Source organism: Sorangium sp. So ce1504 (assembly GCF_051521635.1).
Taxonomy (GTDB): Bacteria; Myxococcota_A; Polyangia; order Polyangiales; family Polyangiaceae; genus Sorangium; species Sorangium cellulosum_B.
On record NZ_CP150365.1, the window covers coordinates 8,928,360 to 8,943,976 of the forward strand.

At 69.6% G+C, this 15,617-nt stretch carries 12 protein-coding genes, 1 other RNA gene and 1 pseudogene; 6 read left to right on the forward strand and 8 right to left on the reverse strand.

Annotated elements, in window-relative coordinates; all coding sequences use genetic code 11:
- The first annotated feature begins 102 nt into the window (after positions 1–102).
- On the forward strand, positions 103–1,551 hold the full coding sequence (locus tag WMF39_RS33640; protein ID WP_437740565.1) for a GDSL-type esterase/lipase family protein: 1,449 nt from the start codon (positions 103–105) through the stop codon (positions 1,549–1,551).
- 2 nt (positions 1,552–1,553) lie between these two features.
- Here the strand turns inward: WMF39_RS33640 and WMF39_RS33645 are convergent, their stop codons facing one another.
- Positions 1,554–3,164: an NTP/NDP exchange transporter gene (locus WMF39_RS33645; RefSeq protein WP_437740566.1), complete on the reverse strand. Its 1,611-nt coding sequence runs from the start codon at positions 3,162–3,164 to the stop codon at positions 1,554–1,556.
- Between the two features lie 496 nt (positions 3,165–3,660).
- Between WMF39_RS33645 and WMF39_RS33650 the strand changes: the two genes are divergently transcribed.
- Complete coding sequence (locus WMF39_RS33650; protein ID WP_437740567.1) at positions 3,661–4,902, forward strand: BamA/TamA family outer membrane protein; 1,242 nt, start codon at positions 3,661–3,663, stop codon at positions 4,900–4,902.
- 31 nt (positions 4,903–4,933) lie between these two features.
- On the opposite strand, the gene WMF39_RS33655 is transcribed toward WMF39_RS33650, so the two are convergent.
- Positions 4,934–6,709 carry a hypothetical protein gene (locus WMF39_RS33655; RefSeq protein WP_437740568.1) on the reverse strand — a complete coding sequence of 592 codons (1,776 nt, stop codon included), beginning with the start codon at positions 6,707–6,709 and terminating at the stop codon, positions 4,934–4,936.
- A gap of 106 nt (positions 6,710–6,815) precedes the next feature.
- Complete coding sequence (locus tag WMF39_RS33660; protein WP_437740569.1) at positions 6,816–7,880, reverse strand: esterase/lipase family protein; 1,065 nt, start codon at positions 7,878–7,880, stop codon at positions 6,816–6,818.
- Between the two features lie 347 nt (positions 7,881–8,227).
- On the opposite strand from WMF39_RS33660, the gene WMF39_RS33665 reads away from it, so the two are divergent.
- On the forward strand, positions 8,228–9,010 hold the full coding sequence (locus tag WMF39_RS33665; protein ID WP_437740570.1) for a hypothetical protein: 783 nt from the start codon (positions 8,228–8,230) through the stop codon (positions 9,008–9,010).
- A gap of 91 nt (positions 9,011–9,101) precedes the next feature.
- On the opposite strand, the gene WMF39_RS33670 is transcribed toward WMF39_RS33665, so the two are convergent.
- A complete protein-coding gene (locus WMF39_RS33670) occupies positions 9,102–9,392 on the reverse strand; it encodes an oxidative damage protection protein (RefSeq protein WP_437740571.1) in 291 nt (96 codons plus the stop codon).
- 423 nt (positions 9,393–9,815) lie between these two features.
- On the opposite strand from WMF39_RS33670, the gene ssrA reads away from it, so the two are divergent.
- Both ssrA and WMF39_RS33680 read left to right on the forward strand, forming a co-directional pair.
- Positions 9,816–10,160: a transfer-messenger RNA gene (gene ssrA / locus WMF39_RS33675) on the forward strand.
- 510 nt (positions 10,161–10,670) lie between these two features.
- Positions 10,671–10,880 (forward strand): putative sensor domain DACNV-containing protein, encoded by a 210-nt coding sequence (locus WMF39_RS33680; RefSeq protein ID WP_437740572.1) that lies wholly within the window; start codon positions 10,671–10,673, stop codon positions 10,878–10,880.
- Between the two features lie 137 nt (positions 10,881–11,017).
- Here the strand turns inward: WMF39_RS33680 and istB are convergent, their stop codons facing one another.
- The 3 genes from istB to WMF39_RS33695 are packed head-to-tail and all read right to left on the reverse strand — an operon-like array spanning position 11,018 to position 13,672.
- Complete coding sequence (istB, locus tag WMF39_RS33685; RefSeq protein WP_437740573.1) at positions 11,018–11,818, reverse strand: IS21-like element helper ATPase IstB; 801 nt, start codon at positions 11,816–11,818, stop codon at positions 11,018–11,020.
- Positions 11,805–13,304 carry an IS21 family transposase gene (gene istA / locus WMF39_RS33690; protein ID WP_437740574.1) on the reverse strand — a complete coding sequence of 500 codons (1,500 nt, stop codon included), beginning with the start codon at positions 13,302–13,304 and terminating at the stop codon, positions 11,805–11,807. The genes istB and istA overlap by 14 nt, the downstream gene beginning before the upstream one ends.
- Complete coding sequence (locus tag WMF39_RS33695) at positions 13,301–13,672, reverse strand: hypothetical protein (RefSeq protein WP_437307435.1); 372 nt, start codon at positions 13,670–13,672, stop codon at positions 13,301–13,303. Before WMF39_RS33695 ends, istA begins: the two co-directional genes overlap by 4 nt.
- Before the next feature lie 604 nt (positions 13,673–14,276).
- On the opposite strand from WMF39_RS33695, the gene WMF39_RS33700 reads away from it, so the two are divergent.
- Complete coding sequence (locus WMF39_RS33700) at positions 14,277–15,089, forward strand: hypothetical protein (protein ID WP_437740575.1); 813 nt, start codon at positions 14,277–14,279, stop codon at positions 15,087–15,089.
- A 66-nt stretch (positions 15,090–15,155) separates the two neighbouring features.
- Here the strand turns inward: WMF39_RS33700 and WMF39_RS33705 are convergent.
- Positions 15,156–15,563 (reverse strand): annotated as a pseudogene (locus WMF39_RS33705) (ATP-binding protein); the annotation flags it as partial.
- Positions 15,564–15,617 lie beyond the last annotated feature (54 nt).

Below are 15,617 nucleotides of genomic sequence, written 5' to 3' on the forward strand. Positions count from 1 at the left end.
GCCGTCCACGCGCCGGATGCGCGCGAGGCCCACGTCCACGAGGCGCCCCCGCCGGGCGGGCGTGATGTGCCTCCGGCTGCGCGCGATGGAGGCTCTGTGACCGTGAGCTCGCCGGCGCGGAACGGGCTCGCCTCGCCGGCTGCCCGGGCGATGGCGACGCTCGCCCTGCTCGTGCTCGTCCCCTACGCGCACCCGAGCCTGTCGCGGCTGCGGGTGCTCACGCCGCTGCCCGAGGGGGAGGGGCTCGTCGTGGTCCCGGCGCCGGCGCCGGTGGCGTCGGTCGGCGAGACGACGCTCGTCACCGAGACCACCGAGCAGGCCGAGCTGCGCCAGCCCGAGGAGGTCGCGCTGCCGGCCGCGGCCGCCGAGCTCATGCCGGCGGCGGTCGCCTCCGAGGGCAAGCCGCCACGGCCGATCGAGGACCCGAGCGGCAAGGCGATGACGCCGTTCTTCCGCGCGCTCGCGGCGGTGGAGCGCAAGGCGCCGCAGTCGATCGCGCGCATCACCTACTTCGGCGACTCCATCGTGGCGAGCGACTTCGTGACGGCGACGCTGCGGCGCAAGCTGCAGAAGCGGTTCGGGGACGCCGGCCACGGGTTCATGCTGATGGCGAACGCCTGGCCGGGATATTTCCACAACGACGTTGTCCGCTTCGCCGGCCCAGGCTGGCAGGTGAGCCGCGTGGTGGGCCCGTTCGCCAAGGACGGGCTCTACGGGCTCGGCGGCGTGTCGTTCCGCTCGCAGGGCGCGGGGGTGTTCTCGCGCTTCGCCACCGCGGAGTCCGGGACCTACGGGCGCGCGGTCTCGCGGTTCGCCGTCGATTACCTGAAGCACCCCGAGGGCGGGCGGATGGAGATCAAGATCGACGGCGAGAGCCGCGAGATGATCGACACGCGGGCCGACGCGGCCGGCTCGGCGATCGCGACCTACGAGGTCCCGGACGGGCCGCACGCCATCGAGGTGCGGGCGCACGGCCCGGGGGTCCGGGCGTTCGGCGTCTGGATGGAGCGGGACACGCCGGGGGTGGTGCTCGACGCCATCGGCATCCAGGGCTGCCGCATCCGCTTCCTCGACAAGAGCGACGACGCCCATTTCGCCGAGCAGCTGCGCGCGCGGAGCCCGTCCTTGACGGTGTTCCACTACGGCATGAACGAGAGCGAGGACGGCGAGCTGTTCCCGCTCGATCAATACGAGTCGACGATGAAGGCGGTGCTCGAGCAGGTGACCGCAGCGCTGCCCGGGTCGTCGTGCCTGCTCGTGGGCCCGATGGACCGCGCCGACAAGAAGGGCGAGGTGTACCGGAGCCGCCCGGTGATCCCGAAGCTCGCGGCGATCCAGCGCAGGGTGGCCGGGCAGGTCGGCTGCGGCTACTTCGACACCTTCGGCGCGATGGGCGGCTCCGGCTCGATGGGGATCTGGGTCCAGCGTGGGCTCGGCGGCGCCGATCTCGCGCACCCGTCGGGCGCGGGGGCCGAGGTCATCGGCCGCTGGCTGTACCTGGCCTTGATGGACGCCTACGAGGGCTGGAAGGCGAACGCCGCGCGACCCTGAGGCTACGCAGCCTTGAGATCATCGGACGCCGCCGGCTCGTCCGCGGCGCGCCGCCTGTGCTCCCGGGCGATGCCGGCCACGACGCCGAGCCACACGAGCCCGAGGGCGATATTGATCATGGCGAAGTGGCGAGTGGAGAGCGCGAGCACCTGGCCGGCGATCACCCCGCCGGCGGCGAGCACGTCGCCCGCGCGGACGACGAAGGTGTCGATGGCCGCCTTGGCGCTGTACTTGGCGTCGCGGCCGACCGGCAGGAAGAGCGCCTGCCGCGCGGTGTTCTGGATGGAGTAATCGGTGCTGTTCTCCGCGATCTTCGCGACGCGCACGACGGCGAGCGCCGGCAGGACGGCGAGTGACGCGTAGCCGAGCAGAGCGATGGCCGGGAGGATGAACAGGGCGAATCGCACGCCGAGGTACTTGAAGATGCGGGAGACGAAGAAGAGCTGCAGGACGACGCCGAACGTGTTGACCCAGTAAAAGAAATCCCCCTTGAAGGTCCCGATGATCGCGCCGAGCGCCGCCTTTTTCCCCTTCTCGGTGCGCGGGTGGACGAGCCCCGCCTCGGCGCCCTCGACGATCTTGCCGCCTGCCTCGACGTCGAACGCGCCGCCCTTGACGGCGGCGATCTTCCCTTCGAGCAGGCGCGACGCCTGCGGATCGACGAGGTAGACCGGCGCGCCCGCCGCGAGCGGCGCGCCCGGGGCTGCGCCGGCGGGGGCCGCGTCCGGCGCGCCGCGCTGCTCGCTCCCCGGGTCGAGCGCGCTCGTGGCGGACTCGATCAGGGTGCGATCGAGGATGTACTCGCCGGTCGAGTTCACCCAGTTGAGGACGAGCGTCAGGCCGGCGATGAGGAGGAGATAGCGGTCGCGCGCGATGATCTTGAAGCCGCCCGCCGCGCCCCCGGGCGGCGCGTCGGCCTTGTCCGCGGCGCCCTTCGAGCCCGCGAGGTCGTCGCGGTGGACGAGGTAGGTGAGCCCCAGGCAGGCGAGCAGCACGCCCGCCGCGAGGAGCATCATGTTGTAGGGGCCGATCGGCACGTAGACGCGCTTCGCGATCTGCGCGCCGAACATGGCGCCGAGCGAGCTCCCGATGCCGACGATGGCGAAGAGCCGCTTGCCCTGCTCGGGCGTGTAAACATCGTTGGCGAAGGACCAGAACTGCGCGATCACGGTGAGGTTGAAGCAGCCCACCCACAGATAGAAGGGCACCCCGAGGGGGACGCCGAGGCGCGCGAGGAGGAAGAAGAGGACGAGGTTCGCGGCGAAGAAGAGCGTGAGCGCGGTGGTGAGCTGCATGCGCCCGAAGCGCCTGGCCAGGGCGCCATAGGCGCGGACCACGCCCACGAGGAGGAGCGCCTGGCCCGCCGCCGCGTAGGCCTTCACCTCGGCGCCGTCGAGGTCGAGCCGCCGCCCGCCGATCTCGATCCCGCCGCCCGCGAGGATCAGCGGCTCGCGGACCACCTTGAGGAGGTAATAGCCCGTGAGCAGGAGGAATACGTTCAGCGTGAGGACGAGGACGCTGAAGACCTCGCGCGGCTTCACCTCGGCGAAGATCGCAAGGAGCCTGTGAAGCACGCTCCGGGCCCGTGTCTCGTTCTCGCCTGTGCTCGCCACCCGCCGCTCCATGCCCGGAAAACCGCCGTTCTGGCGGCACCGGCACAGGACCGATGCCGAGCGCGGGAGGCTATCGAGCCTGGTCCCGGCCGGCAACCTCCCTCTCGCGTGTGAACCGCCGCACCCGCCGCGCCGTCGCGTGGACGCTCGACAGGCGCGCGCCGCGCAGACAGGCGTCTCTCGGGTCGGGAACTCCGCTATGCTCCCGCGCCGCGACGTGTTTCCGTGCGAGAGGCGAGGCGGATTGGGCACCAACGAGGAGGGACCGACGCGCGCGCTCGGCACGGCTTGGCGGCGCGCGGCCGCGCTCGCGAGCTGCGCCGCGCTGTCGCTGTCACTGTGCGCCGAGGCACAGGCCGCGCCACAGGCGGGGGGCGCCGTGCCGCCGCCCGTGGTCCCGGGGGCGCCGCCGGCGGCGCCTCGCGCGCCGGCAGAGCCTGCTACGCGGCCACGGCCTCCCGCCGCGGCGCCGCTTTCGCCCGGCGCGAAGCGCCCTGTGCCGGACTACGACGGTCGCCCGGACGAGGCGACGAGCGCCGGCGACGCGCTGCTCTGGGTGCCGCGCGTCGTGTTCTTCCCTGCCTACCTCGCCAGCGAGTACCTGGTCCGGCGGCCGCTCGGCGCTCTCACCGTCGCGGCGGAGCAGGGTGAGTGGATCAAGGAGCTCAAGGACATCTTCACCTTCGGGCCGAACAACAACATCGGCGTCGTCCCGACGGCGCTCTTCGACTTCGGCTTTCGCGCGAGCGTCGGCGTTTACTTCTTCTATGACGACCTGTTCGTCGCCGGCAACGAGCTCCGCGTCCACGCCGCGACCGGCGGGGTCGACTGGTGGAGGCTCACGGTCGCCGACCGGATCCCCCTCGGCGGGCGCGCTCACCTGAAGCTCCGCGGCGAGGCGGACACCCGGCCTGACTGGCTGTTTTCAGGGATCGGCCCGAGCTCGCTGGAGCGCGACTGGGCCCGCTACAACGCCCGCAGCGTCGAGGGGACCGCGACGCTCCACGCCGATTTCGGCGCGTTCAGCTTCGTCGAGGCGACCACCGGCGCGAAGACCGTCGACTTCCACGACATCTGCTGCAAGCCGACGGTCGGCTTCCGGGTCGCGCGCGGCCGTTATCCGATGCCGCCGTCGTACGACACTGGATACACCTCCTACCGGATCGGGGCCCGGGCAGGCCTCGACTCGCGACGGCCGCGCCCGGCGCGGGGCAACGGCGTCCGGCTGGAGCTCTCCGGAGAGCACGCCGTCGACCTGGAGCGGCCGCTGGAGAGCCGGTGGCTCCGCTACGGCGGCTCGCTGGGCGGGTTCGTCGACCTCACCGGGCACGATCGCATCGTGAGCCTCGTCCTCTCGGCGGCGTTCGCCGACCCGCTCGGCGCCGCGGAGGTCCCCTTCACCGAGCTCGCCGAGCTCGGCGGCGACGCGCCGATGCGGGGTTTCCGCGAAGGGCGCCTCCGCGGGCGGAGCGCCGCCGCGGCGACGCTCGAGTACCGCTATCCGGTCTGGGCGTTCGTCGACGGCACGGTGCAGGTCGCCGCGGGCAACGTGTTCGGCGAGCACCTCCGCGATTTCGATCTCGACCTGCTCCGCATGTCGTTCGTGCTCGGCCTGCGCACGAGCGGCGAGCGTGACCACTCCATCGATGTCCTGATCGGTTCGGCGACGGAGACCTTCGAGCAGGGGGCCGGCCTCCAGGAGCTGCGGTTCATGGTCGGCGCCACCCACGGCTTCTGATCGAGCGGCAGAGGGTGTCCCGAGGGGAACCTCAGTCGGGCGGCTCGGCGTCGTCGGGACGCTCGATGCCGACGAGCTTGTAGCCGCGGCGCGGCCCGAGGTCGTAGAGGTGGGCGCGCAGCGGACCGGGTGCCTGCCCGTTCAGGACATCGATGATGGCGTAGCGCGAGGGCGCGTCGTCGGGCGCGCCGCCGTCCGCGGCGATGTGGGGGAGCGAGAGGCACACGCGGCCGTCCGGCGAGGGGCGCACGACCGGCCGGGCGCGCAGGGCGAGCGCCTCGCCGGCGTACATCGCGGCCTCGTAGCGGAGGTCTTGCGGGCGCGCGACGCCGGTGCGCCGCGCGAGATCGACGCCGCACAGCGCCGCCGGCGAGGCCAGAGCGACGTCGGCGATGGGCGACAGGCGCGTCAGGTACCGCGCCATGATCGCGCGCTGTCGCGAGAGGAGCTTGCCGATCAGGAACGCGGTGTGCCGCGGCGCCGTGAAGTCGCCGGTCTTCACGGCGGCCTCGATGAGCTCCGGCGTGAAGCGCGCGAGCGTCCGGGCGGCCCAGGCGCCGTCGAGCTCGGTCATCCGCCCGAAGGCCGGGTTGGGGTAGCCGCCGCGCCAGGCCTCCGGCCGGAAATCGCGATCGCTGAAGAAGCCGAAGATGTCGCCCTGCGGATCGTGGCTGGCCCGGTCCCAGGGCCGCTCGGGGATGCCGAGCGTCACGAAGTCGAGGAGCGCGTACTCGGCGTCGAAGTAGAAGGCGTGGCCGAGGCGCTTCGAGATCTCCTCCCACTCCCACTCGCTGCCGAAGCAGTCGCCGAGATCGATGGTGTAGTGGCGCACGTGGCCCGGCGACGCGTCCTTGTCCTTCGGGTCCTCGGCGAGCCAGACATCCATCGAGTTCTGCTCGCGCGAGTCGAAGTGGTTGAGCCAGGCCGCGAGCAGGCGCCCCCCGCGCAGGTCGCGGCGATCCTCGTGCGGGATGACGTCGTTCGGATCGTCCTCCCGGGTCCCCTCGTACCTGAACGGGCCGATGGCGCGGCCCGGGAGCCAGCGCGAGGCGACCATGCGGACCCGGTCGCCGCGCTTCGAGGCCTTGGCGAGCACGCCGTCGAGCGCCGCCTGATCGAAGGGCCTGGCGACACCGCTGTTGTCGGTCACGGTGAGCCCGGGCGACAGCTTCAGGATCGACGGCTTCAGGTAGACCACGCTGTCGCACGGCGCCCAGAAGCCGGCGGCGTGGTAGAGGCGCGCCGCGATGGCGGTCGCGCCGGTGGCCCGCTCGGGCTGGTCCGAGGGGTCGGCCTTGAGCATGAACTTGCCGACGCCCTCGACCTTGATCCGGAAGCCGGGGTTCGCGCCGTTCGGCTTGCCCATGTCGATGACCCAGGACCCGTCCGGCGCCTCGGGATCCAGCGTCTTGTCGCCGCACGGCCCGCGCACCAGCTCCTCGGCGGAGAGCGGCCGCTTGCCGAGCCGGTTCGTGAACCAGCTCGAGTCCGGCACCTCGTCGACGCTGTTCACGTTGGCCGCCTCGCCCCCTGGCTCCACGGCGAAGAACCGCGACACCGGGCGGAAGACGAGGTTGTCGGCGGCGTCCCACGCGAACGAGGACTCGTAGGGCGCGGGCGAGCAGAGGCGGTGCTGCGGATCGTCGCTGGGGGCCTCGGGATCGGGCCGGCAGGGCAACGAGACGGGGCTCAGGTCGGCGTCGCGCCAGACCGGATCGCGCAGGGGGAACCGGCGCACGTCGCCGCTGCACGCCGCGCTGAGCAGGGCGAGCAGCGGGAGAGCGCGGGTGAGCGGCGCCTTGAGCATCGGCGGGTGATGGTAGTGGAGAGGGCGCCGCTCGGGGCGGTTTTCGGAGAATCGAGCGCGGGTGAGCGCGGGCGAGCGCGGGTGCGCGCGGGCGATGGCGGGCTCGTCAGAAGCCTTCTTGCCGGAGCCGCGCGATCACGGAGCGGTAGAAGTCGATATAGAGCCAGGGGTTCCCGTCGCCCGGACTCTGTCCGAAGAGCTGGCCTATCTCGTCGAAATGGTCGGCCGGGATACAGCCCCAGAAGTCCCCCCACCGCGCGTCCCGCGCGCGCACCAGGCCGTCGTTCGGGAACGACTCGCCGATGCCCCCGTCGAGCAGGGTCTCGGTCAGCGACAGCAGCGGGTGGACCGGGTCGAGGCCGTCGTCGAACTGAGCGACGAAGGGCGCGGGGGTGAGCGTCGTGCAGTCCCTGCCGCCGCGCGCGCGGTTCGTCCGCCCGCCGAAGGAGGCATAGAACACCCCGGGAGAATCGGTGAACCTCGCGTTGAACTCCGCGATGCCGGGCGTCGAGAACTGCTCGAGCGCCGCGAAGACGCTCGTCTCGTTGCCTATCTGATCGTAGAGCGGCGCGCCGATGGCGTTGATGAGATCGTCCAGGATGTCCTGCAGGCGCTCGTGGGCGACGAGCTCTAGCGCCACGTCGGCGACCTTCGAGCCCAGGTGGGGTGTGGCGACGGTGACGATGGAGGCGACGAGATCGGGCCGATCGTGCGCCACCACGCGTGCGTCGAGCCCCCCCTGCGAGTGGGCGATGATGTTCACCTTCTCGTGGCCTGTCGCGTCCAGGATCTGCTCGATCCGCGCGAGCAGCTGCGCGCCGCGGACCTCGGAGCTGTTGAACGGGTCGACGGAGGGCGTGAAGATCGTCTCGCCGCTCTCGGCGAGGGCCTCTTTGAGGTTGTAGAAGTAGCTGACGTACCCCGCGCCCGCGAAGTCCTCGAATCCGAAGAAGCCGTGAGCCAGCACGATGGGATACGGCGGGCCGAGCTTCCCTGACGGCCAGCCGCCGCCATTGCCGCCCGGGTCGTCCGGTGAGCCCGACGAGCTCGCCCAGACGCCCGAGGTGGAGCCGCCCCCCGCGCCCGTGAGCACTTCGCCGGTGCTCGCCGGCGGATCGAACTGCTCCCCGGCCGCGCTGCAGCCCGCGAGGAGCGCACAGGAGACGACCATCGCACACTCTACGAGACCAGCGATCACCCACTGTCGCATTGACGAGCCCCCGTGTGAGACTTGCACTTACGCGAACCACCAACAGGCGATGACGAGGATGCTTACGAAGAAAGATCCAGCACGACCACCTCCTGCCGGAATCAGCTCAGACTCTGCTGATGGGATGCTGATGTCAAGCGCTGTCGGAAATTTGAACCATTCAAGACATTCGGCGCTTTGCGTTGGGGGCGGCGGTGGGCGTCCTGCAATGCGCCACGGGTTTTGACGCCGTGCTGGCGCATTGCGTCGCGGGTCGACGTTGTTTTTCCATGCGGAGGGGCGGGCTGGCTCCGGTAGGTTCGTGGGCCATGCGATCTGTCCAGAGCTCGTTTGCGCTTCTCCTGGTGGGTACCCTGGCCGCTTGCGGTGGCGCGGCGCCTCCTCCGTCGGAGCCGGATCGTGCGGAGGCCGAGGTGGCTGCTGCGGCGCCAGCCGCGAAGGAGGGTGAGGCGGCGGAGGGTGAAGGTGGGAAGAAGGAGGAGGACGCGGCGGCGGAGGCGTCACGGCAGATCCCGACGACGTGCGAGCAGCGGGGCAACGAGTGTCTGCCGCCGGCGGCGTTCGTGAAGCGGCTCTGCAGCGGGTTCCATCCCGACGTGGCGCTCACCCTGTTCGCGAAGGGGTCGCCGTTCACGCGCGGGTACCTGACGCGGGACACCGACGCGGTGAACGCCTCTGGCGGGTCGTCCTCGAACGACAAGCTGGTCTTCGATGAGGAGGTGCTGATCCTCTATCACCGGGAGCCGGAGACGGGGGGCATGGTCGTGAGCGGCGCCGGCGGCGGATACGAGGTCCTGCGGTGGGACGGGACGTGCGCCACGCTGATGGCGGAGGAGGTCCGGCAGCACGTGCCGCCGAAGCCGAAGTTCGCGGCGATCCCGTGGAAGAGCCTCGATCAGAAGACGCGCGACGCGTTCCTGGCCGACGAGAAGACGGGCAAGCTCATCATCGAGCGGAAGAGAGAGTGCAAGGGCGCGACGATGGGGGCGGTCACCGCGAAGTGCGAGAAGGTCGACAAGCAGATGGCGGCGGCGCTGATCGCGTACGTGCGCGACGGCGGAGCGCTGCCGGCGCCGGGTCCGCTGCCCTGAGGGGCGGAGGGGGGAGCGGGGCGCTTCCGGATGGGGGTGGGTGGGAGCGCCGCCGGGCCGATGAGGGACGGGGGACCGCGGTCGCGGTCGGCTACTCCGGCTTGTCCTTGGGCGCCACGTAGTCGGGCGGAAGCTGCGCAGCCTCGTTCCCGCCGGTGAAGAAGTACTTGTCGAGCTCGGTCATCCAGATCCGCTGGCCGGCCTCGGAGATGAGGTCGAGGCGGTACTCGTTGATGAGCATCTTCGAGTGCTCGAGCCACATCTTCCACGCCTCCTTCGAGACGTTGTCGAAAATCCGCTTGCCCAGCTCGCCCTTCAGCGGCGGCTTCTCCAGCCCCTCCGCCTCACGGCCGAGCTTCACGCACTGGACCATCCTCGCCATAAGTTGCCCGACTCCTTTTCCTTTTCGCGGGCTTCTTAGCCGAGCCGCGAGGAGCCGTCGAGAGCGGGAGGCGTGCCGGCGAGGTCAGCGGGGGGGACCGGCCAGGTAGCTGAGCCGCGAGGAGCCGTCGGGGCAGGCACGCAGGCGAGGTCAGCGGGTGGCCGACCAGCCAGATAGGGGCCCGACCAGACCAGGCGGGCGGGCGGGCGGGCGGCACCAGGTTGAGGCAGATGGAGACGGGCAAGGCCGGCGGAGGCGCGTGGGGGCAGCAGCAGGCAGGAAAGCCGGAAGAATCGGACGAAGCGGACCCCGACCGGCGCACGGCGACGTCCGCGACGGCGACATCGACGGAACGATCTGGCGCCGAAGGGTTGACGGCGGCACGGATTCTAGCAATATTCGGTCCGTCTGAACGAACCACGAGGGGGCGATCGGCTTCGACGTGGGGACTGAAGGTCTGTCTGCGTGCTGGCGGCTCCTGCTCCGCCTATCAAGCGGGACGTTACAAGTGCGAACGACAACGCATACGCTGTCGCGGCCTAATAACCGCTAAGCCATCCGAGGAGAAGGTCGTCCTAGTACTCTAAGGGTGTCAACCACAGGGCTGGGTCGCGTGAGGACGCCCTCGATAACGCGGCCGAGATTCAGTGAGGGATAGGTCGTAGCCGAATCTACGAACGCCGTCGCCGGCGCATGGCGACTACGCACGTGAACGAAGGTAGACTGGATGCCTTGCGGACCCGGGTTCGATTCCCGGCGCCTCCACCAAGAAGACACGGCGAGAGCCGTGTTTTCTGCTTTTTGTGTGCCCTGCGTGTGACCTGACAAATTTCGGTAGGGGTCTGGGCGGGGCTGGACGGTGTGAGACAGGGCACCGGCAGTGGGTAGCCATAGCCGAACGGGCGGAACGGAACGGAACGGGGCGGGATGGCCGACTGGGGGCCCGCGACCCGGATCCCGGGTCCGCCCAGCTGGAAGCCGGGACCAGTGGAGCAGGACCGGATGTAGGTGGACCGGCGGCGACCCCGATCTCCCTACCCACCCGAGACGAGTCTGCCGAGCGGGCTCTTCTTGACACGAGACGGTATCTCCGCTGACCTCACAGAGGGAGTTGGCGATGGGGTGGATCGAGCGGCAAAGCGGACCGGAGAGACGCTCTTTGGGCGCGGACCGCACCCGTCGGCGCGTGGGGTTGCGCCACCTGGTCTTCTGTCAACGAGATGGTCGTCTCGTTGTCAAGCGCCGTGCGACACTTGACTCGAGCAAGATTCCACTCCGATGAAAGCCGCATACCCCGCAGACGTTGCCAGGGCGCTCGCCCGCGAGTTGGAGGAAGCTGCGCCACCCCAATTGGAGCAGCTAGTTGAGGTCCTCTTCTTCGCCTCGCTGTTGCGCGAAGAGGGCCACGATCTCACATTCAACGTCGCTTATCCGGGCGTTCTTGACCCGACGCATCCCACACCTGAGCGTGTTCAAGGATGGGTGTAGATGGCCTCGGAGATCCGCAGGAATCTAACCACGCAGATCCGCGGAAACGTGCCGCGCGCGTCCGCAGAAAAATGACCGCGGCGCCCGCGGAAATCTGACCCCGGGCGCCGCGGAAATCTGACCTGGCGTCGGCCGGGTCAGCGCTTCTTCGCTGCCGCGGGCGGCTCGGGGGCCTCCGGCCCCGGCTTGGGTCGCGCCTCGCTCATGGCCAGCGACTCCTTCTGCCGCCACGAGTCGGCGTCGATGTCGAGGATGTGGCAGTGCTGGACGAAGCGGTCGATCAGCGCCGAGACGCACGCTGCGCCCGGAAAGACCGTGCTCCACTGCTTGAACGGCAGATTCGTCGTCAGCACGAGCGAGCGGCTCTCGTGCCTGCGGCTGATGATGTTGTAGAGCAGGTCGGCAGACTGACGGCTGCACGGCAGATAGCCGATCTCGTCCAGAATGAGCAGCGACGGGGCCGTGTATTTCCGCAGCCGTCGTTCGAGGGCCGGCAGCGACTCCTGCTTGAGCAGATCGGCGAGGGCGGCCGACAGCGTCGTGAAGCGCACGGTATAGCCGCGCTGGAGCGCGAGCATGCCGAGGTTCTGGGCGAGCATCGTCTTGCCGACGCCGCTCGGACCCCGGAGCAGGATGTTGTGCCCCTTGGCGATGAAGTCGAGCGTCATGAGCTCCTCGACGAGCTCACGCTGGATCGTGCGCGGGTGGTTCCAGTCGAAGCGATCGAGGGGCTTGAAGGTGCCGATGGTCGCCGCCTTGGCGCGCGCGGCGAGATTGCGCTCGGCGCGCTCGCGGTGGGCGATGGCGGCGAGCTCCTCGAACGTCTGCACCGGCGACAGGCGCGCCGTGGTGGCATGCGCGATGAGCGCGAGCAGCGCCTCGCGCGACACGCGTACGCCGAGGGAGCGAACCAGCTCAGCGACGTCATCGTTGGGCATCGTAGGACTCCAGGTCGTGGGGGATCACGTCGCGATCGGGGACGTGGGCTCCGAGAGCGATGTCGACGGGGACAGGGCCGTTGGCGGCGCGGCGGCGCTCCTCGCAGAGCACGGCGAGGGCACCGGGATCGTGGGTGCCGCGGGCGATGGCCTCGCGCGCCGCAGCGCCGAGGATCTCGACGCCGTACAGGTCGAGAAGGCGCAGGGCCTTGGCCGTCATGAAGCCGACGTTGCGACCGGCCTCCACCCAGCGCTCTTGCAGGATCTCGAAGCCGGGGATCGCGGCGCCGAGCCGATCGCGCCCCTTGGCCTCGCGCGCGGCGCGCTTGTGGTCGAGCAGCTCGGCACGGTGCTCGGGCGCCTCGATGCTCTGGTGTCGTCCCCAGCAGCGCACGTGCCGCGCGACCTCCGTGCCGCCGTCCGAGAGCCGCACGGTCGTGTCATTGGCGACGAGCATCAGCGTCTTGCCGTGGTGGATCGACGGCGCCGAGTAGCGGTTTCCGTCGAAGTGCACGAAGGCGGTTTTGTCGACGGGCACGGGCTCGACGAGGTCCGTCTCCGGCAGCGGATCGGGCAGCGCGAGCAGCCGCGTCCTCTCCTCCGCGAGCACCTGGTCGACGCGCCGCTCAGGCCATCGCGGGTGCGGGCGCACGTTGGCGATCTCGTCGAGGAAGACGAGCAGCTCGGCGTTGCCACGCTCGAGGTCACGAATCGTGCGCGCGGCGAAGAAGCGGTCGCGCAGGAAGCGAATCGCTCGCTCGACCTTGCCCTTTTGCTGCGGTTTGCGCACGGCGCAGAGCCGCGGCGCGACGCAGAGCTGACCGGCGAGCGCGAGCAGGTCCGGGTGGAAGCGCACGGCGTCGCCGTGGCGCTCGAGGACAACGGTCTTGGGATTGTCGAAGAGCCATTGTCTCGTCGCGCCGCCGAAGTAGCAGCACGCGCGCACGAGCGAGCGGCGAAGCGAGCTTGCGGACAGGTCGAGCACGAGCTCACCCCAGATCGCGCGCGAGTACGACAGGACCATGACGAAGGCCCAGAGTTGGCGCGTGCCGCCCGCGACGCGCAGCTTGCCGACGTAAGCCCAGTCGACCTGGGCCTGCTCGGCGATGAGCGGCTCGACGCGGAGGAAGGCCTCGCTCTTCGGCGCCGGGCGCACGAGCCGAACATGCCGTCGCACCGTGCGCACACTGCCCTCGTAGCCGCGCTCCACCAGCATGTCGTACAGGCGCGTGGCGCGGAGCCGAGGATACTGTGTCAGCGTCTCGATGACGAAGGCCTCGTAGCCGCGCAGCGGCAAAGGCACCTCGCTCACCGCGGCATCCGCGTCGCGAACGACGGGCCGCGAGCGCGCCCCCTTGCCGAGGCCGAGCACGCGCTCGACGGCGTCGTGGTGCAGGCCGAGCTGCGTCGCGATGGTGCCGATCTTCCAGTGCTCGGCGAAGTGCAGGCGGCGGATCTCCGCCTCCTTGGCCTCGTCGATCGTCATCGACCGAGGCTCCTGCGAAGGCGATGCTCGCCGCGGAAGTTACCGAGTCCCGGCAGGCGTTGCCCGCGGCGGGGCGGGGCGTCCATGAACAGAGGCTCGACGACGTAGTGCAGCGTCGCGCGCGCGACGCCGAGGCCGTCGCACAAACCCAGCGCGAACAAGATGTCCTCGGACTCCGCAGAAACGACAGCACGGACCCTCTGGTCGTGCCAGAGCGCCATTGACTCGCACAGCATCGGCCCGGCGAACCGATGCGCCGGCGTGGCCACTGACCGCAGCCGGGCCTTCATCACCTCGTCGGGCCCCTGCGTCAGCAGCACCCGCGTCTCCTGCGGCGTCGCGGAGATCGTCATCACCAACTCGTCCATCCCTCGACTCCTGCGGGCCGGCGACGGCCACGTCGTCCTTCGACGTCGGCGCGCCGATCCGCGGGCATACGCTGGCGGATGCGGGCAAGTTGTCGGAACCGATATCCATCACGCGCCGGCCCCGTCGGGCGCGGTAGACACGCTGGCGATCACGGTGATCGAGGCGCCCCTCGTGGGAGCTCTGGTGCCGCAGCCGAGCCGCGCGCTGCGCCCGCTGGCGAGCCGTGTCGCGGCAGCCGCTGCCGCAGTAGAGCTGCCCTCGATCACACCGGCCGCAGACGAAGAAGATCACGGCGCAGAGCCCGCAGCGGGCGAGCCGGAAGCTGTCTTGCACGAGTCCCCGGACCAGGGCGCCGGGAAGTTGCCCTCGGCGGCTGGGTCGTGCGAGACAGGCCGAACATCGGTCTGTCGCCGATCCCCGGAAGGCCCTGGTCGCTACCCAGGGCCTTCTTCTTTCCAGCGCACCGCTTGGGCTCGATCTCTACCGCCGCGCCTCGCGCTGGCGAACTTCCCGGCCGCCCGCGCTCGCCCCAGGCGTCACGAGGTGAGGGGCAGAAATCTGCGGATCGGGGGGACCATCAACAGATGGGAACCGTGGGATGTTGTGGACTTCGAGACACCAGACGATTTCACATCCGCAAACGTGGCAAAGTACGCACCTCTCGCTCAAGGCGACGACGAGTACCTGATCGTACATTGCGCAAACGACCAATTGTTGATCACGGGGGTCGGCCACAAGAAGATGCGCTGGCCCGGCGACAATCTCCTGTTCGTTCGCGTGGTCGGGGCGGGCGCTCTTCGTTTCTTCCACCGGAGCGCAGAGATTGCGTATTACGCAGGCGGAAAGAACGAGCCGCTTGTCAGATGGCATCCCATGCATTCGGAGCCAGCGCTGGATGACATTGTGAAGGCCATGGACAATATGAGCGAAATTGTCCAAGACAAGCGCGCACTCGCAACCGCTGCACTAAAAATGCTTATCACTGAGGTTATCCGCCGTAGACACGGAGGGATTATTGCGATTTTGAACAAGGACGACGCGGCATCGATGCGCACCTTTAACGCTTCGAAGCTCAAGGCGCCGCTCAACTTTGGCAAATTGGTCGCCTCGAGTTGGGAGACATCGATGGTAGAGGGAAGTCGGATGGATCCCAGCGACGACGTGATCGCTGACGCGCAGAACGCGGCAGCCGAGTGCGATCGTGCTCTCAGCGTCATCGGGCGGATGAGCGCCGTAGATGGTGCCGTGGTCGCCACGCCGGAACTTGCTATTGTAGGATTCCGAGCAAAGCTCTCAGCATCGGAATCAACTCCGCCGATCATGCGGGTCAATGCCGATGGACGGCGCGGAATATTTGACCTGAAGCTCAAAGTGCGGAGACCGCCCATCGTGATCACGCAGATCACGCCATCGTGATCACCGCGATCGCGCATCGTGATCGCCCTCGGAGCGAAGCGACGCTGGTCCGTCGGGGTCTGGGGTTCAGGTCTCCGTGGTCTCCTTGTCCTTGCGACGCGAGGGGCCCTTCAGCGCGACGCGGTGCGCGTTGTGGACGATGCGGTCCAGGACCGCGTCGGCGATTGTCGGGTCCCCGAGGTGATCGTGCCACTTTCCGACAGGAATCTGGCTGGTGATGACCGTCGACCGCAGGCCGTGGCGGTCCTCGAAGACCTCGAGCAGGTCGCGGCGCTCCTGGTCCTTGAGCGGGGCGAGCCCCCAGTCGTCGAGCACGAGCACGTCGATCTTCGCCAGCCGCCCCAGCAGGCGCGTGTACGTCCCGTCGGCGTGCGCGAGGGCGAGCTCCTCGAGCAGGCGCGGCACGCGCCGGTAGAGCGCGCGGAAACCAGCGCGGCATGCCTGATGCGCCAGCGCGCAGGCCAGGTAGCTCTTGCTGTTATTGAGCACCGTCGTTGATGCCGATGGTGCGCCTGTCGATCCAGCTCT